Annotated in this window: 23 protein-coding genes and 2 pseudogenes; 22 read left to right on the top strand and 3 right to left on the bottom strand. The window is 29.0% G+C overall.

The window, feature by feature from the left end; genetic code table 11:
• The first annotated feature begins 3 nt into the window (after positions 1–3).
• The 10 genes and pseudogenes from CXF68_RS11925 to CXF68_RS11970 all read left to right on the top strand — a co-directional run bounded on the left by CXF68_RS11925 (position 4) and on the right by CXF68_RS11970 (position 9903).
• Positions 4–444, top strand: coding sequence for a hypothetical protein (locus CXF68_RS11925; protein WP_101044974.1), 441 nt, complete (start codon positions 4–6; stop codon positions 442–444).
• Complete coding sequence (locus CXF68_RS11930) at positions 441–2483, top strand: beta-N-acetylhexosaminidase (protein WP_101044976.1); 2043 nt, start codon at positions 441–443, stop codon at positions 2481–2483. Before CXF68_RS11925 ends, CXF68_RS11930 begins: the two co-directional genes overlap by 4 nt.
• Positions 2476–3372, top strand: a complete 897-nt coding sequence (locus CXF68_RS11935; protein ID WP_198553809.1) for an SMP-30/gluconolactonase/LRE family protein — start codon at positions 2476–2478, stop codon at positions 3370–3372. The genes CXF68_RS11930 and CXF68_RS11935 overlap by 8 nt, the downstream gene beginning before the upstream one ends.
• Before the next feature lie 2 nt (positions 3373–3374).
• Positions 3375–3962: a LacI family DNA-binding transcriptional regulator gene (locus tag CXF68_RS11940; protein ID WP_101044978.1), complete on the top strand. Its 588-nt coding sequence runs from the start codon at positions 3375–3377 to the stop codon at positions 3960–3962.
• A 1-nt stretch (position 3963) separates the two neighbouring features.
• A complete protein-coding gene (locus CXF68_RS11945) occupies positions 3964–4842 on the top strand; it encodes an N-acetylglucosamine kinase (RefSeq protein ID WP_101044980.1) in 879 nt (292 codons plus the stop codon).
• 60 nt (positions 4843–4902) lie between these two features.
• Positions 4903–5886, top strand: a complete 984-nt coding sequence (gene pfkA / locus CXF68_RS11950; protein WP_101044982.1) for a 6-phosphofructokinase — start codon at positions 4903–4905, stop codon at positions 5884–5886.
• A 23-nt stretch (positions 5887–5909) separates the two neighbouring features.
• Complete coding sequence (gene gap, locus CXF68_RS11955; RefSeq protein ID WP_101044984.1) at positions 5910–6902, top strand: type I glyceraldehyde-3-phosphate dehydrogenase; 993 nt, start codon at positions 5910–5912, stop codon at positions 6900–6902.
• Between the two features lie 151 nt (positions 6903–7053).
• A complete protein-coding gene (gap, locus tag CXF68_RS11960) occupies positions 7054–8046 on the top strand; it encodes a type I glyceraldehyde-3-phosphate dehydrogenase (protein ID WP_101047498.1) in 993 nt (330 codons plus the stop codon).
• Positions 8047–8113: 67 nt separating this feature from the next.
• On the top strand, positions 8114–8476 hold the full coding sequence (locus CXF68_RS11965; protein WP_101044986.1) for a methylglyoxal synthase: 363 nt from the start codon (positions 8114–8116) through the stop codon (positions 8474–8476).
• Positions 8477–8955: 479 nt separating this feature from the next.
• Positions 8956–9903, top strand: a pseudogene (locus CXF68_RS11970) (IS110 family transposase).
• Between the two features lie 128 nt (positions 9904–10031).
• Here the strand turns inward: CXF68_RS11970 and CXF68_RS11975 are convergent.
• The 3 genes from CXF68_RS11975 to CXF68_RS11985 form a co-directional block, all read right to left on the bottom strand.
• On the bottom strand, positions 10032–10580 hold the full coding sequence (locus CXF68_RS11975; RefSeq protein ID WP_101044988.1) for a carboxymuconolactone decarboxylase family protein: 549 nt from the start codon (positions 10578–10580) through the stop codon (positions 10032–10034).
• Positions 10581–10705: 125 nt separating this feature from the next.
• Complete coding sequence (locus tag CXF68_RS11980; RefSeq protein WP_101044990.1) at positions 10706–11086, bottom strand: Rid family detoxifying hydrolase; 381 nt, start codon at positions 11084–11086, stop codon at positions 10706–10708.
• 36 nt (positions 11087–11122) lie between these two features.
• Entirely contained in the window at positions 11123–13810 is a 2688-nt protein-coding gene (locus CXF68_RS11985) for a putative LPS assembly protein LptD (RefSeq protein ID WP_198553810.1), read from the bottom strand.
• Positions 13811–13902: 92 nt separating this feature from the next.
• On the opposite strand from CXF68_RS11985, the gene CXF68_RS11990 reads away from it, so the two are divergent.
• From CXF68_RS11990 to CXF68_RS12045, 12 genes and pseudogenes are all read left to right on the top strand, one after another.
• Positions 13903–15108: an N-acetylmuramoyl-L-alanine amidase gene (locus CXF68_RS11990; protein WP_101044992.1), complete on the top strand. Its 1206-nt coding sequence runs from the start codon at positions 13903–13905 to the stop codon at positions 15106–15108.
• Between the two features lie 65 nt (positions 15109–15173).
• On the top strand, positions 15174–16139 hold the full coding sequence (locus CXF68_RS11995) for an MlaD family protein (RefSeq protein WP_101044994.1): 966 nt from the start codon (positions 15174–15176) through the stop codon (positions 16137–16139).
• 43 nt (positions 16140–16182) lie between these two features.
• On the top strand, positions 16183–17499 hold the full coding sequence (locus CXF68_RS12000) for a (Fe-S)-binding protein (protein WP_232771650.1): 1317 nt from the start codon (positions 16183–16185) through the stop codon (positions 17497–17499).
• Between the two features lie 57 nt (positions 17500–17556).
• On the top strand, positions 17557–18336 hold the full coding sequence (locus CXF68_RS12005) for a (Fe-S)-binding protein (protein WP_101044996.1): 780 nt from the start codon (positions 17557–17559) through the stop codon (positions 18334–18336).
• 16 nt (positions 18337–18352) lie between these two features.
• A complete protein-coding gene (locus tag CXF68_RS12010) occupies positions 18353–18943 on the top strand; it encodes a hypothetical protein (RefSeq protein WP_157821917.1) in 591 nt (196 codons plus the stop codon).
• 159 nt (positions 18944–19102) lie between these two features.
• Positions 19103–19417, top strand: a pseudogene (locus tag CXF68_RS12015) (heterodisulfide reductase-related iron-sulfur binding cluster); the annotation flags it as partial.
• Positions 19418–19530: 113 nt separating this feature from the next.
• Positions 19531–19932 (top strand): hypothetical protein, encoded by a 402-nt coding sequence (locus tag CXF68_RS12020; RefSeq protein WP_101045000.1) that lies wholly within the window; start codon positions 19531–19533, stop codon positions 19930–19932.
• Between the two features lie 47 nt (positions 19933–19979).
• Positions 19980–20936, top strand: coding sequence for a 1,4-dihydroxy-2-naphthoate octaprenyltransferase (gene menA / locus CXF68_RS12025; RefSeq protein WP_101045002.1), 957 nt, complete (start codon positions 19980–19982; stop codon positions 20934–20936).
• Between the two features lie 21 nt (positions 20937–20957).
• Positions 20958–21755 (top strand): DUF4349 domain-containing protein, encoded by a 798-nt coding sequence (locus tag CXF68_RS12030; protein ID WP_101045004.1) that lies wholly within the window; start codon positions 20958–20960, stop codon positions 21753–21755.
• A gap of 25 nt (positions 21756–21780) precedes the next feature.
• Positions 21781–22293 (top strand): SRPBCC family protein, encoded by a 513-nt coding sequence (locus CXF68_RS12035; protein ID WP_101045006.1) that lies wholly within the window; start codon positions 21781–21783, stop codon positions 22291–22293.
• 102 nt (positions 22294–22395) lie between these two features.
• The gene (locus tag CXF68_RS12040; protein ID WP_101045008.1) at positions 22396–23436 is read left to right on the top strand and encodes an o-succinylbenzoate synthase; all 1041 of its coding nucleotides are present in this window, start codon (positions 22396–22398) and stop codon (positions 23434–23436) included.
• 49 nt (positions 23437–23485) lie between these two features.
• A complete protein-coding gene (locus CXF68_RS12045; RefSeq protein WP_101045010.1) occupies positions 23486–24418 on the top strand; it encodes a CPBP family intramembrane glutamic endopeptidase in 933 nt (310 codons plus the stop codon).
• Positions 24419–24483: the final 65 nt, after the last annotated feature.

The following is a 24483-nucleotide window of genomic DNA, read 5'->3' on the forward strand; positions in this document are numbered from 1 at the left end:
TAAATGAAAGGAACAATATATTACTTAATATTTCTGTTTTTTATTTTCTCTTGTGGTAAAAAAAACACACTAAAAAGTTCAAAAAATATAGAAGGTACTTGGAAAATGATTTATGCTGAGGTTGTAGAAAATGATTCTGTTAAATTAAAGGATTTATCAAACACAACGTTTATAAAAATTATAAATAAGACACATTTTTCATTCTTTAACCAAGAAAGTACAGGAAATAAAAAATTTTATAGTGGAGCTGGATCTTATGTTTTAGAAGGAGATAAATATACAGAAACATTAGCTTTTACAACAATAGAAGTAATTAAAAATCATCAATTTTCATTTAAGGTTTTAATAAAAGATGATACTTTAATTCAATCAGGAATAGAAAAAGTAAAAGCAGCAGGAATAAATAGATTTATTATTGAAAAATATATAAAATTGAATAAATGAAGAAAATAATTTTAATTATAATCTTAGGTATTTTTATAGAACATTCTTTTTCTCAAAAAGCATTATCAGAAAAATACAATTTAATGCCTTGGCCACAAGAAGTAGAAGAGAATAATACTCATTTTATAATAAATGAAAAACTAACAATTAGTGTTTTAGGAGCTGATTTGAAAAAGAGGGCTCACAAAGCATCAGTAAGTTTTTTAAGAAGACTTTCTAACAGAACAGGTATTTTTATTAATACAGGTTTTCCTGTAAAAACAAAAAAAGGAGCAATAGAGATTAATTTCGAAACTGTATCTAATTTAAATATAGAAAGTGATGAGTCATATTCTTTAGAAATTAAAAGTAACAAGGTTAAAATTAATGCAAAAACAGATGTTGGAGCTGTTAGAGGATTAGAAACTCTTTTACAGTTGGTTAATTTTAATAGTGATAATCATTTTTTTGAAGGTGTAACGATAAAGGATTCACCACGCTTTGTATGGAGAGGATTAATGATTGACGTTGCAAGACACTTTCAACCAATTGATGTTATAAAAAGAAACTTAAAAGCAATGGCATCTGTGAAATTAAATGTTTTTCATTGGCATTTAACAGATGATCAGGGGTTTAGAGTAGAGTCTAAAGTATATCCAAGATTGCAAGAAATTGCGGCTGACGGGTTATTTTATACCCAAGAGCAAATAAAAGATGTCGTTGCTTTTGCTTCTGATTTAGGAATTAGAGTTGTTCCTGAGTTTGATGTTCCTGGCCACGCATCTGCAATATTAGCAGCATATCCAGAGTTAGGAAGTAAGGAAGGTTATGATTATAAAGTTGAGAGATTTGCAGGTGTTTTCGATCCGACTTTAAACCCTGCAAAAGAAGTTACTTATCTTTTTTTAGAAACTTTATTTAGAGAGATAGCTCCACTATTTCCAGATGAATATTTTCATATTGGAGGAGATGAAAATGAAGGCAAACATTGGAATGAAAATGTAGAGATTAAAGCATTTAAAAGAAAACATAAATTAAAAACAAACCACGATCTACAAACTTTTTTTAATATTAAATTAGAAAAAATATTAAAAAAATTAGATAAAAAACTAATGGGATGGGATGAGATTTTAACACCATCTCTTCCAACAACAGCAGTTATTCATTCTTGGAGAGGAAAACATGAGGGGTTAAAACAAAGTACTTTAATTGAAGCTGCTAAAAAAGGGTATCAAACAGTGCTTTCTAATGGATATTATATAGACAGAGTATTGTCTGTAGAACATCATTACTTAGTAGACCCAATAGGTAATGAAATATTAACTAAAGAAGAGTTAAAAAGAGTTTTAGGAGCTGAAGCAACCATGTGGAGTGAATTAGTAACACCTCTTACAATTGATTCTAGAATTTGGCCAAGAACAGCGGCAATTGCAGAAAGATTTTGGTCTTCTAAAGGAGTGAAAGATGTTGAAAATATGAAAAAACGATTGAAAGTTGTAAATAATCAATTAGAAGAATTAGGTATTACTCATATAAAGAATAAAGCTGTTATTTTAAGAAACCTTACTAAGAATCAAGATATAAAACCTTTAAAAGTTTTATCAAAAATATACGAGCCTTTAAAAATATACTCAAGAAATAAAGGAGGTACAGAATATAAATCATTTTCACCTTTTACTCTTTTTGCAGACGCTTGTTCTGTAGATGCCGATGATGCAATTGCTTTTAATAAAGCAACAGAAAGTTTTTTAAGAAAATATTCTAAAGAAGATAAAGATAAAATTGTTTTTTTATTAAATAAATGGAGTAATAATTACAATGATTTTTTTAAGTTAGAAATGAATCCATTATTAAAAAATATAGAAGCATCTTATAGAGATTTAAACTCCGTATCTATATTTCTTTTAAAAGTATTAAGAGATAAAAAAGTTCCTGGTTTAAAAGAGCGAGATTTAATTAAAAAGAGTGTTGATAATCTGAGAAAACCTATGGAAGATACTGAACTTATGATTCATTTATCATTAGAAAAACTAATAAAAAATATTAGTTTAAATGAGTAAAATAAAAATAGAACAGAAGAAATTATTTTATTATTTAAGTTGTCTGATATTTTTATTTTGCTCCTGTAAAAAAGAGAATTATTATATAGCGTTTGATTTTACAAAAGAACATTTATTTACCAAAGGTATTGAAGGACCTGCGGTAGATAGTAAAGGAAATCTTTATGCTGTAAACTTTAATAAAGAAGGTACTATAGGAAAAGTGGATAAAAAAGGTAATTCAACCTTATATACTACGCTTTCTAAAAGCAGTATTGGTAACGGAATTAGATTTGATAAAGAAGACAATATGTATATAGCAGATTATGTTAATCATAATGTATTAATTGTTAAAAAAGATTCAATAAAGCCAAGTGTTTATGCTCATAATAAAAATATGAACCAACCTAATGATTTGGTTATATCGCCTTCAGGTATTATATATTTAAGTGATCCGAATTGGTCTAGTAACACAGGTAATTTATGGATGCTAAAAAATAATAAAATAATATTGCTTGAAGAAAATATGGGGACAACAAATGGTATAGCAGTTAATTCATTAGGAACAAAATTATACGTAAATGAATCTCATCAAAAGAAAATTTGGGTATATGATCTTAACGAAGATGGTGGTGTTAGAAATAAAAAATTATTTAAAAGTTTTATTGATTTTGGTTTAGATGGTATGCGTTGTGACAAGTTGGGTAATTTATATGTTTGTAGATATGGCAAAGGTACTGTGGCTATACTATCACCTAAGGGAGAGTTGCTACAAAAGGTGTCATTAAAAGGAAAAAAGCCTACTAATATAACTTTTGGAGGATTAGAAAAAAAACAATGTTTTGTAACAATGGCCGATAGGGGATGTTTTGAATCTTTTTATACTCAAATCAGCGGAAAATCTTTTTAAATATGCAAAGTACAATAACCTTAAAGAACATTGCTTTAGAAGCAGGATATTCGATATCTACTGTCTCAAAAGCCTTAAATGATAGTCATGAAATTAGTAGTATAACTAAAGAGAAAATAAGAAAAATTGCCTCGTCGTTAAACTATATACCTAATTTTTTTGCACGAAACTTAAAGAGTAAAAAAAACTTTATAATCGGTGTGATTATACCTGATTTTAAAAATGAATTTTTTTACAATTTAGTAAATGGTATAACAGAAGAAACTAGTGATAATAGCCACAGAGTTATGGTTTATCAAACCTGTAATAACCCAAGAAAAGAAATTAATTATATTAATTTATTATCAGAGGATATAATAGACGGATTAATTGTGTGTACGAGCTTTTATTCAGAGAAATATTTAGATGACAATAAAAATTATTTTAATTTCTCACAAAAAAACACACCATTTACTATTGTAAATAAAAAAAATAAAGAGAATATTATGTCTGAAAAAGCAAAAGAATATGCTGTTAAATATGGAAAAACATTAGTAAATGACTTAATAGTTCGAATAAAGCAGAATAACATACAATTAAAAGCTTCTTAGGATGATTTTAATAGCAGACAGTGGTTCTACAAAATGTGATTGGTTTTTGTATGAACTTAAAAGTAATAAGGTAGTTATTAGGTTGCGAACAGAAGGAATAAACCCTTCAGTTTTAAAGAAGAAGCATATTAATGATATTCTTAAGAATAGTAAAGAATTAACCAATTATAAAAATATAATAGAAGCTGTTTTTTTTTTTGGTGCGGGATGCAATAATATAAAAGGAGATAAAAAGGTAAAGGATGTTTTTAACAGTTTTTTTCCTGTTTTATCAAGAATAGTAATAAAAGAAGATTTAATGTTGGCAGTTTTGTCCGCATCTCAAACCCCATCGGTAGTATGTATTTTAGGAACAGGTTCTAATTGTTGTTTTTTTAATGGGAAAACAATTGAACAGAAAGTAAAGTCAATGGGTTATGTCTTGATGGATGAAGGAAGCGGTAACCATTTAGGTAAACAGGTTTTAAGAAGCTACTATCATAAAGAACTTCCTGAAGATTTAAAATTTTCTTTAGAAAAAGAGTTTAATTTAAATAGTGATAAAGTGCTTTCTAAACTCTATGGATCAAAAATGCCCAATAAATATTTAGCTAAATATGCACGGTTTTTATTTGAAAATATAGAACATCCATATGCTAAAAATATTATAACCTTTTGTATATCAGAATTCATTGAAAAACAACTACTTAAGTATGAGTCAGAGTTAAAAGAAGTCCCATTATATTTTATAGGATCTGTAGGGTATCATGCAAGAGGAATAATCAAAGAAGAGTTAGGTAAAAGAAACATAAATCTGCCTAAAAAATTTATAAGAAGACCTTTAACAGCTTTTATTCAATCTATAAAAGAAGACGAATTATTTTTAAAAAAACTAGAGTAGTTAATAAAATTTTGATTGATAGACTTTGTATTTAAAATGAGTAAATTTGATATTCATCTTATGGAAAAAATAAAAAAAATAGCAGTCATGACTTCAGGAGGGGATTCTCCTGGTATGAATGCGGCAATTAGATCGGTAGTAAGAGCATGTGCTTATTATCGTACTGAATGTATGGGGATTTACAGAGGTTATCAAGGGTTAATAGAAGGAGATCTAGTTCCTTTTACAGCGCGTAGCGTAAATAATATTATTAATAAAGGAGGAACGATATTAAAATCAGCAAGGTCAAAAGATTTCAGAACTAAAGAAGGTAGATTAAAAGCATACGAAAACCTTAAAGAACATAATGTTGATGCTTTGGTTGTAATTGGTGGAGACGGTTCGTTTACGGGAGGTGTAGTTTTTAATAAAGAGTTCAGTTTTCCTATTATAGGTATACCAGGAACTATAGACAATGATATTTCAGGAACCACACATACAATTGGGTATGATACAGCTTTAAATACAGCAGTTGAAGCTATTGATAAAATTAGAGATACAGCATCATCACACAATAGGTTGTTTTTTGTGGAGGTAATGGGAAGGGATGCTGGTTTTATAGCTTTAAATGCGGGTGTAGGAGCTGGAGCAGAAGAAATACTGATCCCAGAAGAGAATTTAGGAGTCGAAAGAATGCTAGAATCTTTAAAGAAAAGTAGAAGAACAGGAAAGTCATCTAGTATAGTAGTCGTTTCAGAGGGAGATAAAACAGGTAAAAACGTTTTTGAATTAGCTGATTATGTAGAAGCGAATTTACCAGAATACGAAGTGAGAGTTTCGGTTTTAGGACACATGCAAAGAGGTGGTTCACCTACTTGTTTTGATAGAGTTTTAGCCAGTAGGTTAGGAGTTAAAGCAGTTGAACTTTTACTTGATAACCAAACAAATTTAATGGTTGGTTTACAGAATAATAAAATTGTAGCCACTGATTTAGAAAAAGCAATTAAAGGAGAAAATAGTATTGATATGGAGTTATTAAGAGTCTCCGATATCATGACAACATAAAAATTATAATAAAAATAATAAATATGATTAAAATAGGAATTAATGGATTTGGAAGAATAGGTAGAATCGCTTTTAGAGCAGCAATCAACAGAAGTAATGTTGAGGTTGTCGCGATTAACGATTTACTAGATGTAGATTATTTAGCATATTTATTAAAGTACGATTCTGTTCATGGACGCTTTGATGGAGAAATATCTGTAAAAGAAGGAAAGTTGGTTGTAAATGGAAAAGAAATTAGAGTTACATCTGAAAGAAATCCTGAAAATTTAAACTGGAGTGAAGTGGGAGCAGAATATATAATTGAATCTACAGGTTTCTTTTTAACAGAAGAGGCAGCAAATTTACATATAAAGGGAGGTGCAAAAAAAGTATTTATATCTGCACCATCTAAAGATGCAAAAATGTTTGTAATGGGGGTTAATCATACCGAAATGACCAAAGAAGATACTATTATGTCTAATGCTTCTTGTACAACGAACTGTTTGGCACCTTTAGCTAAGGTTTTAAATGAAAAATTTGAAATAGTAGAAGGTTTAATGACTACCATACATGCCGCAACATCTGGTCAAGGAGTGGTAGATAGTCCGAATAGAGATAGAAGAAGAGGTAGATCGGTTTTAAACAATTTAATACCTGCATCAACAGGAGCAGCAAAGGCAGTTACAAAAGTAATACCAGCTTTAGAAGGAAAATTAACAGGAATGGCAGTAAGAGTTCCTGTAGCAAATGTTTCTTTAGTAGATTTAACTTTTAAAACCAAAAAATCAACGTCATTAGCAGAAATTAAAGCAGCTTTAAAAGAAGCTTCTGAAGGAGAGTTAAAGGGGGTATTGGGGTATACAGATGAAAAAGTTGTATCACAAGATTTTGTATCAGAAACAAAAACATCAATTGTTGATGGAGACGCTTGTTTAGAATTAAATAGTACTTTTTACAAAGTAATCTCTTGGTATGATAATGAGTTTGGTTATGCAACTAAAATTGTTGATTTACTAGAATACTCGGCGTCTTTATAAAGTAATTTTTCATTTTGATTAAAAACCTGTTAGTTATTATAACTAACAGGTTTTTTTATGAAAAGAAGTTTTTATCTTTGTTTATACAATTTAGATAAGAAATGTCGTGTTTTTTAAGTTAAAACGACAATTAGAATATAAAAATAAAGAAATGATTAAAATAGGAATTAACGGTTTTGGAAGAATAGGAAGACTGGCTTTTCGATCAGCAATTAATAGAAATAATATAGAGATTGTAGGGATTAATGATTTATTAGACGTAAATTATTTAGCTTATTTATTAAAATATGATTCTGTTCATGGACGTTTTAAAGGAGATGTAGAAGTTAAAGATGGTAATTTAGTTGTAAATGGAAAAGAAATTAGGATTACAGCAAATAGAAATCCAGAGGATTTAAAGTGGAATGAAGTAGCTGCGGAGTATATTATAGAGTCAACTGGTTTTTTTACAGATAAAGATAAAGCTGCGTTACATATAAAAGGAGGGGCAAAAAAAGTAATTATTTCTGCACCATCAAAGGATGCTAAGATGTACGTTATGGGCGTGAATCATAAAGAGATGAAAGCAGATGAAAATATTATTTCTAATGCCTCATGTACAACCAATTGTTTAGCACCATTAGTGAAAATTATTAATGATGCTTATGGTATGACAGAAGGTTTAATGACAACTGTTCATGCAGCAACATCTACGCAAAGTACAGTTGATGGACCAAATAAAAAATGGAGAAGAGGACGTTCTGTAATAAATAATATTATACCAACTTCTACAGGAGCAGCAAAAGCAGTAACTAAAGTGATTCCAGAAATGTTAGGTAAATTAACAGGTATGGCAGTTAGAGTTCCTGTAGCTGATGTTTCTTTAGTAGATTTAACATTTAAAACAGCAAAAGCAACGTCGTTAAAAGAAATTATGGCAACTTTTAAAGCTGCTTCAGAAAATGAATTTAAAGGAATTGTTGGATATACTGAAGATGCCGTTGTTTCTCAAGATTTTGTTTCTGAAACAAGAACATCAGTAGTTGATGCAGATGCTAGTTTAGAACTAAATGAAAACTTTTTTAAAGTAATTTCTTGGTATGATAACGAGTTTGGATATGCTACCAAAATTGTTGATTTATTAGAGTATTCAGCTTCTTTATAATATAGATCGACCTTAATTTAATACGGATTCCCGCTATTAGCGGGAATTTTTAGTTAATTTTAAAATTATGGAAATAGCAATTATTGCACACGACGGAATGAAAGCAGAAATGGTTCAATTTTTAAATGAGCAGAAGTCTGTTTTACTTCAAAAAAATATAGAATTAATTTCAACTGGAACAACAGGTGCTAAAGCCGAAAAAGCAGGATTTAAAGTAACTAAATTTTTATCAGGGCCTTATGGAGGTGATGCTCAAATAGCAAGTAGAGTAGCTGAAGGTAAATGTAACATGGTATTGTTTTTTAGAGATCCTCATGAAAAACATCCACACGAACCAGATATTACGATGTTATTACGTTTGTGTGATGTACATAATGTTCCGCTAGCTACAAATCCTGCAACAGCCGAATTACTAATGAAAGCTATTTAGAATAATTTATGTTTATATAAGAAAACCGAAGCAATTTGTTTCGGTTTTTTATGGTGGCTTTTAAAATTTTCGCTAACGGTGTTGTATATGAAAATTAGCGCTGAAAATAAGCGATAATTTTCGGATGAAACACAAGCCGAATTTTAAATTTTACTAATTATTTTATTTTTGGGAATTTGTCAAATTTAAAAATTTGGCGACTTTCCAAAAATGCTCGAACCTTTATCTTAGCAACGACGCGCTATTTTTATATACTGCTTAAGTTAGCAATTTAATAAAAAGGTTAAATTTAAAAGATATAAATCAGAAAGAATAAAAGAGAAAATTAAGGTTAATTTATACGGTGAAGCATTGACTTTCGACAACATTGATAATTGGCTCTCTTTTCTACTAAAAATCACGTTCAGTTCTGTGAGACCTAGATCTCGATTTCAAGTTGTTGTGAGTCAAGTAGCTTATTCTTTCATAAATCAGTTCTTATGAATAAATATAAGGAAATTTTTGGAGTTGACATTAGCAAAGACGTATTTGATGTTCATGGAAGTAAAAGTTGCCATGATCAATTTAAAAATAATGCATCTGGTTTTAAGTCCTTTCTAAAAAGACTTACTAAAGAATCATTAGTTGTAATGGAGGCAACAGGGTATTATCATTATCGATTAGCTCAGTTTTTATACAAACAAAACATTATTGTTTCAGTAGTAAATCCTTTATTGGTTAAGCGATTTATTCAAATGAAATTAGCGAAAATAAAGACAGATAAAAGTGATGCCAAAGCCATTTGTGAATATGGGCAAATAAATGAAGTGCCTTTATATATAGCGCTTACAAATGTTCAAAGTGAATGTTTGCAATTGTTTAGATTGATGGATAGTTGTATGAAGAAACGTACAGCGACAAAGAATAAAATCCATGGAGAGGAAGTTTTAGATATTCCATCTAAATATGTATATCGTAGTTTAAAACGAATAAAAAAGTATTTAGAAAAAAAGCTATTATCATTAGTAAAACAAGAGCAGCAAGTACAATTAACTTTATTGACAAGTATTCCATGAATAGGACTTAAAACAGCCTTATTTATGATTGTAATAACCGATGGTTTTACCAAGTTTGAAAACTCAAAACAACTCTGTAGTTATGTTGGTATAACCCCAACAATACGAGAGTCAGGAAGTAGTGTAAGAGGACGAAGTAGAATAAGTAAAGTAGGTAATCGAAAATTACGGAATCTCTTGTTTTTATGTTCCTTTAATGCATGTAAACACAATAAAGCATGTAGAGATATTTATGAGCGTATTGTAAACAAAGGAAAGAGTAAAAAACTAGCTTTAATAGCCGTTTCAAATAAGTTAGTCAAACAAAGTTTTGCTATTGCAAAATCTGGTTTACCTTATGATGAAAAGTATGTTTCCGTTTTGTCAAAATAAGTAGTGTTTATCTAAAAAATAAAAGCTCAAAATACCAAGTAATAGCATTTTGAGCCTAGAATAATATTACATAAATTTAATGAAGAAAAGATTTGTTTTCTACCTCAGTTTTTTGTTGTACACTGAGTTTATTTTTCCCATTTGTATTTCTCCATTATTTCATCAACTTCTGTTTTCGCAATTACATTCACATAGTTAGAAATTGTTTTTGCAGAAATTCCTCCAATTATTTCAATCACGTTCTCTTGTGTAAATCCAGTGTCAAAAAAAGCACTTAGTATTTTCTCATCAAGGTGACCTTTATTCATCATTAATTTTTTTGTAAAATCTCGCAACATTTCCAATCTAGAGTCTGCAATTGGATTTCCGTTTCTTAAAGATTCTATAACATCTTTTGGGACTTTAGTCATTTCCATCCCCCAAGTATGAACAGCCATACAGTAAGGACTATTGTTTTCATAACTTGCAGTCATAATAACGATTTGTCCTTCTAAAAGACCTAAACTCGATTTTCCTAGAAATAAATCAAATGATTGATTATATGCTTGATAAATTGAAGGTGAAATAGCAAGGATTTTGTCTTGATTTGGTATGAATCCAAACTTATTCAAAACTTTTTTCAATAATTCTTTAGATTTTTCTGGTGCTGTTTCCGTTGTATGTTTGATAAATTTCATTCGTGTTTTTGAGTTTGTTCTTTACTTGTGTATAATCTTTAAAAATATGATTCCGCACCAATGAATTATATTCAATGTTAATGAAATTCATCTAAAAAAATAAGAATCAAACTAAATTTTAGTGGTTATTTAATAGCAATCATACTTATTTCTACATTAACAAACTTAGGTAAGTTAGCAACTTCAACAGTTTCTCTTGCTGGTGCAGTTTCTTCATTAAAATAATTAGCGTAAACACTGTTTATTTTAGTAAAGTTATTCATATCTGAAATAAAAATAGATGATTTTACAACATTTTCAAAAGTCATTTCAGCAGCAGCTAAAACCTCTTTCATGTTCTCCATTACTTGTTTTGTTTCTATTTCAATAGAATCCATCACTAATTCTCCTGTTTCTGGGTTTAAAGCAATCTGACCAGAAGTATATAAAGTATTTCCGCTTAATACAGCTTGATTGTATGGACCAATAGGAGTAGGGGCTTTACTAGTAGTTATAATTTTTTTCATTATGTAAATATTAAAGTTGTGTTTGTTTTTTTGATATTAAAATAGAACTCTATCTGGTGGTTTATTTTTATCCCATTTTAAATCGCTTAAAACAGATGATTTTACCCCAATAAAGAAATTATATGAAGAATTTATACCGAAAGGAGTCCAATTAAAATTTAAACGCCAACTATCTAAATCTCTAGAGAAAGAAAGTCGAGTATAGGTAAATGCATTATCTTTAATATCGTAACCAGAAGAAAAACCAACTTTCCATTTAGGAGACAGTTCTACATCTCCACTAAACATTAAAGAGTTTGTTGCAACATTGCTGGCAAGTCCATCGTTGGTATAATTCATAGCATAGGCTAAGTTTAATTTCCAAGGAATTTTAGCCTTATATAGTTCCGTTTCTTTAGTCTTATTTTCAGAATTAGTAGAAAAATCATTTGTAGCAGGTGTGTTTTGTCCAAATACATCGGGAGTATTTTGGGCTCCATTACCACTTTTTTTAGAGGTGTCTTTTTCTCCCTTTTTTTTCTTCTCAAAATCTTGGCTAGATAAAGAGTAGTTTGCAGTAACCCCTACATTGGTTAATCTTAATATGTTTGAGTTGAATTTGTTAATGTTATTTCCTTTACTATCTATTTGGTAAGGATTAAAACGAGCATTTACATTTAAAGCCAATTTATCTTTAAATAAACGAGTTCCTGCATTTGCACTTAAAGGACTCCAACGCAAACTATCTTTGGTAATATCATAACTCGTACTAAAGTTTAAGTTATTTAAGAGAGTTATTTTTTTATCTTCCTCATCACTGTCAGGGTCTTTAGGAGCTACTTTAGCCTCTAAAACATTGTTAACAGAGATATTAATAGAATTACTTACGCCACTACCGGGTACTCCGTATATTCCTCCTTCAAAAGGAGAGTAGGTTAATAAATCATTAGGGTCTGCATTTTGTTGTGTTTGTAAATTGTAATTTTCAGCAAAATTAGGTCTATACCCATAAGAAATAGTAGGTCTAATAGTATGTCTAATAGCTTTTAAACGACCTTTTTTAAAGTTAAAAGTTCCATAAATGTTGGTTGATAAAGATACTCCAAAATTATATTCATGAAAACGATTAAAACCGCTTATTGTATCATTAACAACAGCACCCAAATTACCTTCAGAATTTGTTGCGTTAGGGTCATAGCTTTTATTAATTTTATCAAAATACCAAATATCCTTATAACTAACATTTGGTGATAGAGTAAAATATTTAAAAGCTTTTAAATTAGTACTTGTACTTAAATTATGTTGAATTCCTTTTTTTGCAGTTTTAAACATTTTAGAAGTAAAGAATTCATCATCAGTTGTGCTAATTCTATAATCTCCTTGCATGCTATAGTTTAGCCCCATTTTTTGAATAGGATTATTCTTTACGCCTCCTTTACCTGTAAACGGATAAATACGATCCATATTTAATTGCAATGAAGGTAATGTCATTGTAATGGCTTTCGTATTGGTGTTTTGAGAATGTGTTGCAGTAACATTCATGTTAAATGGTGTACCTACAAACTTTTTGTAATAAGAGATAGAAGAATTTAAGGTATTGGTTAAAAACTGAGAACTGTTAAGTTCATTTAAAGATTGCCTGTAATAAGTGCTACTCCCTAAGTCTACAGAAGCAGTAAATCTTGAATTTGGACTAGATTTAGTATCTTGACTATGACTCCAACGAATATTAAAGTTTGAAGATTTATTATAATTACTTAAACCACGAATACCTTGTATTATATTTTCAAAACGAGTACTAAAGCTACCACTAAATTTATAACGAACATAGTAATTTGAATCTGCTCTTAATCCCCAACTTCCGTTAGTGTATATATCTCCTAAAAGACTTAAATCAAAATAATCACTTAAGGCAAAATAGTATCCTCCATTTTGTAAAAAGAAACCTTGACTATTACTATCTCCCCAAGATGGAATAAGAAAACCAGAAGTTCTTTTATCTGTCATAGGAAAATAAGCAAAGGGTAAAAATACAGGTGTAGGTACATCTGCGATAACCAAATTACTACCACCAATAATTATTTTTTTACCAGGAACTAACTTTGCTTTATTTGTTTGAATATAATAATCTGGTATTTTCTTCTTTGAGGTTGTAAAACGTAACTGACGCATGTATATAGTAGAATCATTTACACGTTTTGTTTTTTTTGCATACGTTATAATTCCATTCTGATCCGTTTTTACACCGTAAACTAATGCTTTTTTTGTTTTAAAATTAAATAAAATAGAATCTTGTTCAGATTCTTGCCCTGATTGTTTAAATACTGGACGTTGATGGTACCCTAAACTATCTTTAATACCTTTAGCAGAAACAGTATTGTTTTTATAGTCAAGAAGAATTATCCCTGCCTTTAAATCAATATCTGTATAAATTACTTGTGCTTCATTATATAAGGTAACAGTTTTGTTTTTTGCATTTTGTATTGTATAGTCTTTCGCGTTATGAGTTATAATTCCATCAATAACCTCTTTAGGTTTTATAGAGTCATTGGCTATAGAATCTCTTTTTATGTTTAATTGGCTTTCTTTTTTTAAATTAATTAAAGTATCTTTTGAAATATTTAATGCACGTTGTGTCTCAGGTTTTTGCTGAGAAACACTTGCTTTTTCAATATTTTGAGCTATACTTAATTGAAAGCAAAAAAGAGATATAATTAAAAGTATGTAAGTTAGATTTGTTCGCAATTTTATAAATACTATTTTTGTGTTAAATTAAAAACTTTGGCGTACTATTTGAATGCCTTAAAGTAAAATTCAAAAATAGTTAAATTTTATTGATGGAATTCTTAAAATTAAGTAAATATAATCTTGTGAAAATATATTTTTTGTTTTTAACCTCAATCTTCTTTTTGTTGGGGTTTTCAACTACAGTTTCTGCACAGAAAAAATATACAGTTGTTTTAGATGCTGGACATGGAGGTAAAGATAGTGGTGCTTCTAGAGGAAGCTACAAAGAAAAGAAAATAGCATTACAAGTAGTGTTAGATTTGGGTAAAGAGTTGTTAACATCTAAAGATATAAAGGTAATTTATACGCGTAAAACTGATGATTTTATTGAATTACATAATAGAGCTAAAATAGCAAATACAAAAAAAGCAGATTTATTTGTTTCTGTACACTGTAATGCTAATAACTCTAGTAAACCACATGGAGCAGAAACTTATGTGCTCGGTTTAAACGGTAACAAAGAAAATCTTGAGATTTCTAGAAAAGAAAACGCAGTTATTTTATTAGAAGATAATTATAAACAAAATTATGATTATGACCCTAATTCACCAGAGTCATTAATAGGTTTATCTGTCTTACAAGAAGAAAATTTAGATTTAAGTTTAGGCTTTGGAGGTTTAGTACAAACAAATTTTAAGAGTTTAAAACGCTATAATCGTAAAGTAAAACAAGCTAATTTTTTAGTTTTAAGAGAAACGGTAATGCCAAGTGTATTAATAGAACTAGGTTTTTTATCAAATAAAACAGAAGGAAAGTTTTTAAACTCAAGAACAGGACAAATTAGAATGGCTAAGGCTATTGCTAAAGCGATAAAAAAATATATAAAAAGATTACAGCTGAATAAGGTTCAAGATAATTATATCGTAAAAACCGAAAAGAAAAGAACACCTCTTAAAATAGTTGTAAAACCAAAGAAAAAAAGTACCGCAGAAAAAGTAGTAGTAAAGAAAGTTGTAAAAAAGCCCATAGAAAAAGTTGTTGTTAAAAAAACACCAGCAGGAGTAAGGTTCAAAGTACAAATAGCAGCTTCAAGAAAATACATAAAAGAAGCTAGCTATAATTTTAAAGGCTTAAAAAATGTAGAGTTAATGTTTATAGATAATTATTATAAATATTATTATGGTAGTACAGCTGTTTATACAGAAATTAAAAAAGTTTTGATAGAAGCAAAAAAAGTTGGTTATAAAGATGCTTGGGTAGTTGCTTTTAAAGATGATCAAAAAATTTCAATTAAGGAAGCCCTTAAAAACCTTTAATTTAGAGGAATTCTATATTTATACTCACAAAATTATTAGTATTTTCGTGCTATAATTTTTCTATGATGTCAAAAGAACTTAAAACAGGTATAGTTGCTGTAGTAATTATAGCTTTATTTATTTGGGGGTATAATTTTTTAAAAGGTCAAGATTTGTTCAACGGAAGTAGCAGGCACTTTTTTGTTGAGTATAAAAATATTAATGGATTAAACGAAGCTAGTTTAGTAACTATAAATGGTTTAAAGGTAGGAAAGGTTGATAATATATCTTTCAATTCAACACCTGAGAAAAAAGGACTTTTATTAGTTAAAATTTCTTTAGAAAATGAATTTAATTTTTCTAAAAATAGTATTGCTAAAATTTATTCAGCTAGTTTAATGGGAGGACAAAATTTAGCAATAGTTCCTAAATATGATGGGATAGTTGCCGTTTCTGGTGATTATTTACAAGGAGAAGTAGAGTCTGATATTTTTTCTTCAGTAGGAGAAAAATTAAACCCTATTCAATCAAAACTACAAAATGTATTGGTAGGAGCGGATTCTTTGTTATTAGGAATAAATCAGGTGTTAGATGAGAAATCACGAAGAAGCTTAAATAGAAGTATTATAGGTTTAGAGGGTACTATTTATGGAGTTAGAAAAACATTAACATCTGTAAATAAATTATTGGTTGATAATAAGGATAATTTAGATTCGACTTTTAAAAATGCTAAAAAAATAACAGATAACTTTTCTAAAGTATCAGATGATTTAGCGAAATCTAATATAGGCGCAACAGTTAAAAAGCTAGAAAGTACATTAACAAATGTAAATGGTTTAATAGCTAATATTAAAGCAGGTAAAGGAACTTTGGGTAAGTTAATGACAGATGAAAAAATGTATACAAACTTAACCAATGCCTCTAAAGAAATGGAAGAGTTGTTACGAGAAATGAAATTAAATCCAAAACGATTTGTTCATTTTTCATTATTTGGAAAGAAAGCAAAACCATTTAATGATAAAAATAGTATCAAAAATGTAAGTACTAAGTAAGCTTATATATTAATTTAAAAATAAACTTAATAATTAAAGAACGATGGAGAAAATTTTACCAAACATCTTTTTTGCAATCATTTTAATCGCAGGTCTTGGATACTTTGTAATGAATGTTCGAAAATTAGTGAGAAATATTAAACTAGGAAAAGACATTGATAGGACTGATAGAAAACCTGAGCGCTGGAAAAATATGGCTAAAATAGCCTTAGGTCAATACAAAATGGTTCGTCGCCCTGTTTCAGGAATTTTACATGTAGTTGTATATGTAGGATTTATTTTGATTAATATCGAGATGCTAGAAATTGTTATAGATGGGTTATTTGGTACGCATCGTGTTTTTCAACCAATAGTAGGAAATACAATTTACGGCTTTTTAATAGGGAATTTTGAAGTTTTAGCAGCCTTAGTTTTTGTAGCAGTTGTTATTTTCTGGTTTAGAAGAAATATTGAAAAAGTAAAGCGTTTTTGGAGTAAAGAAATGACTGGTTGGCCAAAAAATGATGGTAATATCATTCTATATTTCGAAATGGTATTAATGTCATTATTTTTAATAATGAATGCAACTGATGTTAACTTTCAAAAAGCTGGAGTAGGTAATGTAGTTTCTCAATTTATAGCACCTTGGTTTCAAAGTTTTTCACATGAAGAATTACATATAATAGAAAAAGCATCTTGGTGGATACATATAATAGGTATTTTAATTTTCTTAAATTACTTATATTACTCTAAGCATTTACATATTTTGTTAGCGTTTCCAAATACATTTTTTGCTAATTTAAAACCAAAAGGGCAGTTTAATAATTTAGAAGCAGTTACTAAAGAGGTGAAAATGATGATGGATCCAAGTGTAGATCCATATGCAATGCCAGAAGAAGGAGCAGAAGAAGAAGAACCAGCAAAATTTGGAGCTTCTGATGTTACCGATTTAAATTGGGTTCAGTTAATGAACGCGTATACTTGTACCGAATGTGGTCGTTGTACATCATCATGTCCTGCTAATTTAACAGGAAAAGAGTTGTCTCCTCGTAAGATTATGATGGATACCCGTGACCGTATAGAAGAAGTAGGAAAAAATATAGATGCAAACAACGGAACTTTTATAGATGATGGAAAGCAGCTATTAAACGATTATATTTCACCAGAAGAATTATGGGCATGTACAAGTTGTAATGCATGTGTACAAGAATGTCCTATAGGTATTGATCCTTTATCTATTATTATGGAAATGCGCCGTTATTTGGTAATGGAAGAGTCTGCAGCACCGCAAGAATTAAATGCAATGATGACTAATATTGAAAACAACGGAGCGCCTTGGCAGTATAGTCAACAAGATAGATTAAACTGGAAAGACGAATAAAATTGTTTTTCAAACCAAAGAATAAAAAGAAGCATATCAATTAAAAAACATAAAATTATGAACGTACCAACAATGGCAGATATGATGGCTCAAGGAAAACAACCAGAAGTGTTGTTTTGGGTAGGAGCAGCAGGAAGTTATGATGATAGAGCCAAAAAAATAACCAAATCGTTTGTGAAAATATTAAACATGGCAGGCGTTGATTTCGCCGTGTTAGGAACCGAAGAAAGTTCAACAGGTGATGCCGCTAAGCGCTCAGGAAACGAATTTTTGTTTCAAATGCAAGCAATGATGAATATTGAAGTTTTAAACGGATATGAAATAAAAAAAATTGTTACTTGCGATCCACATTCATTTAATACCTTAAAAAATGAATATCCTGAGTTAGGGGGGAAATACGAAGTATATCATCATACACAATTTATTAGTAAATTAATTAGTGAAGGTCGTTTATCAATAGATGATACGAATCTAAAAGGAAAACGAGTAACATACCACGATCCATGTTATTTAGGTCGAGCAAATGATGTATATGAAAGTCCGCGTGAATTAATTCGTCGTTTAGGAGTAAAAATGACAGAGATGAAACGTCATAAATCTACAGCTTTATGTTGTGGAGCGGGAGGAGCACAAATGTTTAAAGATGCAGAAAAAGGAACAAAAGAAATTAATGTTTTACGAACAGAAGATGCTTTAGAAACAAATCCACAAATTATAGCAACTGGATGTCCATATTGTAATACAATGATGACAGACGGAATAAAGTTTAAACTTAAAGAAGATCAGGTTGTTGTAAAAGATATCGCTGAGTTAATTGCAGAAGCAAATAATTTATAGCTTAAAAAATATAAAGATGCCTTTAATAGATGACGATGAATTTCTTAAAATGTGTAATGAATTAGACAGGTTAAAAGAAAATGAAAAAGATTTAAAAAAAGGGTATATAGATTTAAAATTAGAAAATATTAAAGTTAATAATTATAGGAAATATAAATCTTTAATGATACTAATTTTAACGATTACTATTTTACTGTTAACTTTATATGTTTTTAAAAAGAAGTCTGGATTTACAGTTATCTTGGAACAAAAAAATCAATTAGAAAGGTTAATAGATAGTATAAATAACAATAAAGCACTTATAACTGAGAGTATAGAAAAAGAAGAGAATCAAAATATTGTTATTTTTGCAGTTCAAATAGGTCATTTTAAAGATTTTAATATTCCAGAAGAAAGAACCGATTTAAAAGGAGGTTTAAGAAAACTACCTAAGGAAATCTATAAAGGGGGTGAAAAATACATAGCAGGTGAGTTTTATACATATAATGACGCTAAGATACTTAGGGATGAAATAAGAAGGATAGGTATTAAAGATGCATTTATAGTTGCTTTATATAAAGAAAAAAGGATACCTATAAGAAACGCCTTAAAATTATTAGACAACTAAGATACTTATAAGTGTATATAAATGTAAAAGGAAAGGTTTAACCTTTCCTTTTGTGTTTTAATTATTTTAAAATATTACTTATAATATATGAAAAACTACATAAAAGTAGCACGTTTACGAACTTTACCACTATCAATATCAGGGATTGTTGTTCGAAGTTATTTAGGTTGTGCAAATGATGTATATGAAAGGCCACGTTAATTAATTTGTTGTTTTGGAGTAAAAACGACAGAGATGAAGCGTCATAAATCTATAGTATTATGTTGTGGGGCAAGAGGAGTACAGATGTTTAAAGACGCTGAAAAAGGAATTAAAGAAATTAATGTTTTACGAACAGAAGATGCTTTAGAAATAAACCCACAAATTATAGCAACTGGATGGCCATATTGTAATACAATGATGACTGATGGTGTAAAGTTTAAGATAAAAGAAAATCAAGTTGTTATAAAAGATATAGCTGAAGCAAATTATTAGAGAACTAGCCTAGTATAAGTTTTTATTAAAATAGTGCTACAAATGTAAAGCTATTTTTTTTTGGTGTAATTTTTGTTAATAGTGTAAACTAATAACCAAAATAATTCATAAAAATGAAATACTTTTATACCCTTCTATGCTTATTTTTATTATCATGTAATGACGTAGATTTCTCATTAGATGATAATAATAGTTTTTCATCTGTAACTTTTAAAGTAAATGGGAAAGAGGTTAATCGTCAAGCAAAAATAAGAACATTATTTATTGAATCAGGTTTTTTTAAGTTTGATGATACATATAATATAGGAAATTTACCTTTTAAAAAGGGGTATAGCGAGGAAATTAATTTTGCAGCTAGCTTATCTTTAGAATATGAAGATAAAACTATTAAAAATTTTAATAGTTATTTAATAGATATACAGATGTTTAGAGATAATGTATTAATTCAAGAAAGAGCTTTTATGATTGATTATCTTGGGAAAAAGGTTAATTTCGATGTAATGATAAATAAATAAAATATTATTATATGTAAATATTTATCTTTGAAAATTATATTAGATAAATGAAAAACTACATAAAAGCAGCACGTTTACGAACTTTACCACTATCAATATCAGGGATTATTGTTGGAGCCTTTTTAGGAAATCAAGATTTTTTCAACAATATTATTGAAAGTAATAGTCAAACATTTTATTTTGTTTGTTGTGCAGGTTGTCCTACAATTTTACAATCACCAATTTTTTGGTTAGCAATTTTAACAACGATAGGATTTCAAGTATTATCAAACTTTGCAAATGATTATGGTGATGGTATAAAAGGTACTGATGATAATAGAGAAGGAGAAGCACGTATGGTTTCATCAGGTGCTATTACTCCAAAACAAATGAAAATGGCAATGATAATTACAGGCGCTATAACTTTAGTAGTAGCACTGTTACTTATTTATGTTTCTTTCGGAAAAGACAATTTTTTATTTTCAGTAATTTTCTTTGGGTTAGGAGTCATATCAATTATTGCAGCAATTAAATATACCGTTGGTAAATCAGCGTATGGCTATAGCGGATTCGGAGACGTATTTGTATTCCTGTTTTTTGGCTTATTAGCCGTAGTCGGTACTTATTTTTTATATGTCAAAAATTTAAATTTTATTATTTTCTTACCTGCAATAACAGTTGGTTTATTAAGTACGGCAGTGCTTAATTTAAATAACATGCGAGATATAGTAAATGATGCAAAAGTTAATAAAAACACATTAGTAGTTAAAATAGGAGCCAAGCTTGCTAAGTATTACCACTACGCTTTAATACTAGCTTCCTTTTTGTTTGCAGTAGTATATGTTATCATTACATTTCATTCACCACTACAATTTTTATTTATAATAGCTTATTTACCAATATTAAAACACCTAATTTTTGTTTATAAAAATAAAGAAGAAGTGTTGTTAGACGGTGAATTAAAAAAAGTAGCATTAAGTACCTTTTTGTTTGCAATACTTTTTGGTATAGGGAACATTTTGTAAATTCCCAATAAAATAAAAAACATGAAAAATTTATTGAAAATTGCGCTAGTATTTTTACTTTTTATAAGCTGTAGTAATGAGGGGAAAGTTACGTATGATAATTTTGGAACAGAAGAAGTAATAGAAAACTTCATTGAACCTACAAAAGAAAAAAATATAACCGAAGTAGTAGAACGAAAACTTATAAAAAAAGGAACTATCTCTTTTGAAACAGATAGTTTAATGAAAACCAGAAAGCACATACTAAAAGTAACAAAAATATACAAAGGATATATTTCTGAAGACAGTGAAAACAAATCTTATAATAAAATAAATACAAACATTACTGTAAGAATACCTATTAATAAATTCGATCAATTTTTAGCTGACGTATCATCAAAAGTGAAAAATTTTGACAGTAAAAACATTACAACAAGCGATGTAACTGAACAGTTTTTGGATGTGCAATCACGTTTAAAAGTAAAGAAAAAACTAGAAGAACGTTATACCCAATTATTATCGAAAACAAAATCGGTAAAAGAAATTTTAGAAGTAGAAAGAGAATTAAGTACTGTTAGATCAGAAGTAGAATCAATCGAAGGACGCCTAAAATATTTACAAAATCAAACATCATTTTCAACACTTAATATCCATTTTTACAAAAAAGAGATAAGCAAATCACCAACCAGAAGTTTTGGAAATAAATTAGGAAATGCATTTTTAAATGGAGTAGATAATATTAAAGATTTCTTTTTAGGGGTAGTAAATATTTGGCCATTTATCCTTTTAGGAATTGGTACATTTATTTTTATAAAAAGAAGACTTAAAAAAAAGAAATAAACATATTTAATTTTATAGAATAAAAATGAAAGCAGTAAAAATAGTTTTAGGAATTGTAACCGCATTTGTACTGGTATTTCTTTTAACAGGAATAATTGTTACAGAAGTTAAGTATACCGCTGAAATAGAAATAAACAAACCTATAAATGAGGTTTTTAAAAATTTCGAAAATGTTGACTTCATGAAAAAATGGTTGCCAGAAGTTAAATCGATAGAACCAATTGAAGAAAAAAAGGGAGTACTAGGTAGTACTTATGCAATGACTGTTATTAATCAAGGGCAAGAAATGAAAATGGTTGAAAAAATAACAGCATATATACCTAATGAAAAAATGACATTTCAGTTTGATTCTGACCAGATGACTAAAATTGATGACTACAATTTTATAGCAAATGGTAATAAAACAAAAATGATACAAAATTGCAGTGTAAATAGTAAATCATACATGACAGCATGCTTATTTCCTTATTTTAAAGGAACATTTAAAAACTTAAGTTTAAGTTATATGAAACGATTTAAAGAAGAAGTAGAAAAATAAACTTTTTGGCGTTCGAGCGGGCTTTACACTACAATTTTTTTACTCGTACCTCACAAAAAGATTTTCATTGCAATACCTAACGCAAATCAACAATAATCAAAGATGATAAAAGCAACCTATCATAAACATCTTCTTAAATTTAAGCAAGCAAGCGGAACATCTCGCGGAATTTTAAGAACCAAAGAAACTTGGTTTATAAAGCTATCAAAAGATAATAAACAAGGTTTTGGAGAATGCGGATTGTTTAGAGGTTTGAGTGTTGATGATACACCTAATTATGAAGAAAAATTAAAATGGGTTTGTGAAAATATTAATCAAGGGTTAGAAATATTATTGTTAGAAACTGCTCACTTCCCGTCTATTCAATTCGGATTAGAGCAAGCTTTTTTATCTTTACAGGCAGATAATCCGTTCGAATTATTTCCTTCAGACTTTACAAAAGGAAAACAAAACATTCCGATTAACGGATTAATTTGGATGGGAGATAAGTCTTTTATGCAACAGCAAATAAAAGATAAGTTGGCACAAGGTTTTTCAACAATTAAAATGAAAATTGGAGCAATAGACTTTGATACAGAAATAAACTTATTAAAATCAATTAGAAACCAATTCTCAGCAAAAGAAATAACCTTACGAGTAGATGCAAACGGAGGATTTACACCAAATGATGCCTTAGAAAAGTTAAAACGATTATCTGAATTAGAAATACATTCAATCGAACAACCTATAGAACAAGGACAATGGCAAGAGATGGCAAGTTTGTGTGAAAAAACACCGCTACCAATAGCTTTAGACGAAGAGTTGATAGGTGTTTTTACATCCGAAGAAAAAGAAAAATGTATCGAAACAATAAAACCTCAATACATTATTTTAAAACCAAGTTTAGTTGGTGGTTTTAAAGGGAGTGAAGAATGGATTTCGATAGCTAAAAATTACAAAGCAGATAATTGGATAACATCAGCATTAGAAAGCAATGTAGGATTAAATGCAATAGCACAATTTACATATATATTAAATAATCCTTTACCCCAAGGGCTAGGAACAGGTGGTTTATTTACCAATAATTTCGATAGTCCGTTAGAAGTCTCAAACGGCAGTTTGGGTTATAATAAACAAAAAGAATGGGAATTTAATTTTGACTAACGTTATTCTGAACTTGTTTCAGAATCTCATCATACATTATAAATAACATATGAATTTTATACAACAAGCATATAAAGGAAGAAATAGTTGGCCGTATTACTTGGGCGGTATTTTATTAGTCATATTTGGCTGGCAATTTGTAGGAATAATTCCGTTAACAATTACAGCAGCATTACACTCATCAGGTATTGGAGAGTTTACTCGTGCAGCTAATGATAGCTTTATGGGACTAGGAATAAACAAAAATTTATTCTTATTCATAATGATACTAATGTTTGCTATTGGATTACTTTTTTTATTTATAACAATAAAATATATTCATAAAAGAGCTGTAAAAACATTGATAACAAGTAGAGAGACTATTGATTGGAAACGATTTTGGTTTGGATTTATAACTTTCGGAATCGTTGCCTTAATAGTAACATTTTTAGGCATATTTTTATCACCAGAAAATTATACGTGGAATTTTAAACCCGTTCCATTTTTTACCTTAGTAGCAATTTCTTTTTTATTTTTGCCGTTGCAAACAAGTTTTGAAGAGTTACTCTTTAGAGGATATTTTATGCAAGGTTTAGGAACTTGGTTTAAAAACAGGTGGGTGCCATTAATTATAACATCAATAGCATTTGGTTTATTACATGGAGCAAATCCAGAAGTTGAAAAATTAGGATACATTTCTATGGTATTTTATATAGGAACAGGATTCTTTTTTGGTATTGCAACTTTAATGGATGAAGGAACAGAGTTGGCTTTAGGTTTACATGCGGTAAATAATATAATAGCGGCATTTTTAGTAACTACAAATTGGACTGTTTTTCAAACAGATGCGCTGTTTATAGATATTTCAGAACCATCAGTAGAAGTAGAAATGTTTTCTTTAGTATTTGTAATTTATCCACTAATGCTGTTTTTATTTTCTAAAAAATACGGTTGGAAAAATTGGAAAGAGAAATTATTTGGTAGCATAGAAAAACCAACCTAAGGGTTATTATGAGATTGAATAACGAAGTGATTTTTAATTAGTCGATTACTTCATTTTATTTAAAA

This window comes from Tenacibaculum sp. Bg11-29, assembly GCF_002836595.1.
Taxonomy (GTDB): Bacteria; Bacteroidota; Bacteroidia; order Flavobacteriales; family Flavobacteriaceae; genus Polaribacter.

What these genes read in the sequence shown, in the direction of transcription:
- CXF68_RS11925 (WP_101044974.1), top strand. Translation starts at nt 4, where the DNA reads ATGAAAGGAACAATATATTACTTAATATTTCTGTTTTTTATTTTCTCT.
- CXF68_RS11930 (WP_101044976.1), top strand. Translation starts at nt 441, where the DNA reads ATGAAGAAAATAATTTTAATTATAATCTTAGGTATTTTTATAGAACAT.
- CXF68_RS11935 (WP_198553809.1), top strand. Translation starts at nt 2,476, where the DNA reads ATGAGTAAAATAAAAATAGAACAGAAGAAATTATTTTATTATTTAAGT.
- CXF68_RS11940 (WP_101044978.1), top strand. Translation starts at nt 3,375, where the DNA reads ATGCAAAGTACAATAACCTTAAAGAACATTGCTTTAGAAGCAGGATAT.
- CXF68_RS11945 (WP_101044980.1), top strand. Translation starts at nt 3,964, where the DNA reads ATGATTTTAATAGCAGACAGTGGTTCTACAAAATGTGATTGGTTTTTG.
- pfkA (WP_101044982.1), top strand. Translation starts at nt 4,903, where the DNA reads ATGGAAAAAATAAAAAAAATAGCAGTCATGACTTCAGGAGGGGATTCT.
- gap (WP_101044984.1), top strand. Translation starts at nt 5,910, where the DNA reads ATGATTAAAATAGGAATTAATGGATTTGGAAGAATAGGTAGAATCGCT.
- gap (WP_101047498.1), top strand. Translation starts at nt 7,054, where the DNA reads ATGATTAAAATAGGAATTAACGGTTTTGGAAGAATAGGAAGACTGGCT.
- CXF68_RS11965 (WP_101044986.1), top strand. Translation starts at nt 8,114, where the DNA reads ATGGAAATAGCAATTATTGCACACGACGGAATGAAAGCAGAAATGGTT.
- CXF68_RS11975 (WP_101044988.1), bottom strand. Translation starts at nt 10,580, where the DNA reads ATGAAATTTATCAAACATACAACGGAAACAGCACCAGAAAAATCTAAA.
- CXF68_RS11980 (WP_101044990.1), bottom strand. Translation starts at nt 11,086, where the DNA reads ATGAAAAAAATTATAACTACTAGTAAAGCCCCTACTCCTATTGGTCCA.
- CXF68_RS11990 (WP_101044992.1), top strand. Translation starts at nt 13,903, where the DNA reads ATGGAATTCTTAAAATTAAGTAAATATAATCTTGTGAAAATATATTTT.
- CXF68_RS11995 (WP_101044994.1), top strand. Translation starts at nt 15,174, where the DNA reads ATGTCAAAAGAACTTAAAACAGGTATAGTTGCTGTAGTAATTATAGCT.
- CXF68_RS12000 (WP_232771650.1), top strand. Translation starts at nt 16,183, where the DNA reads ATGGAGAAAATTTTACCAAACATCTTTTTTGCAATCATTTTAATCGCA.
- CXF68_RS12005 (WP_101044996.1), top strand. Translation starts at nt 17,557, where the DNA reads ATGAACGTACCAACAATGGCAGATATGATGGCTCAAGGAAAACAACCA.
- CXF68_RS12010 (WP_157821917.1), top strand. Translation starts at nt 18,353, where the DNA reads ATGCCTTTAATAGATGACGATGAATTTCTTAAAATGTGTAATGAATTA.
- CXF68_RS12020 (WP_101045000.1), top strand. Translation starts at nt 19,531, where the DNA reads ATGAAATACTTTTATACCCTTCTATGCTTATTTTTATTATCATGTAAT.
- menA (WP_101045002.1), top strand. Translation starts at nt 19,980, where the DNA reads ATGAAAAACTACATAAAAGCAGCACGTTTACGAACTTTACCACTATCA.
- CXF68_RS12030 (WP_101045004.1), top strand. Translation starts at nt 20,958, where the DNA reads ATGAAAAATTTATTGAAAATTGCGCTAGTATTTTTACTTTTTATAAGC.
- CXF68_RS12035 (WP_101045006.1), top strand. Translation starts at nt 21,781, where the DNA reads ATGAAAGCAGTAAAAATAGTTTTAGGAATTGTAACCGCATTTGTACTG.
- CXF68_RS12040 (WP_101045008.1), top strand. Translation starts at nt 22,396, where the DNA reads ATGATAAAAGCAACCTATCATAAACATCTTCTTAAATTTAAGCAAGCA.
- CXF68_RS12045 (WP_101045010.1), top strand. Translation starts at nt 23,486, where the DNA reads ATGAATTTTATACAACAAGCATATAAAGGAAGAAATAGTTGGCCGTAT.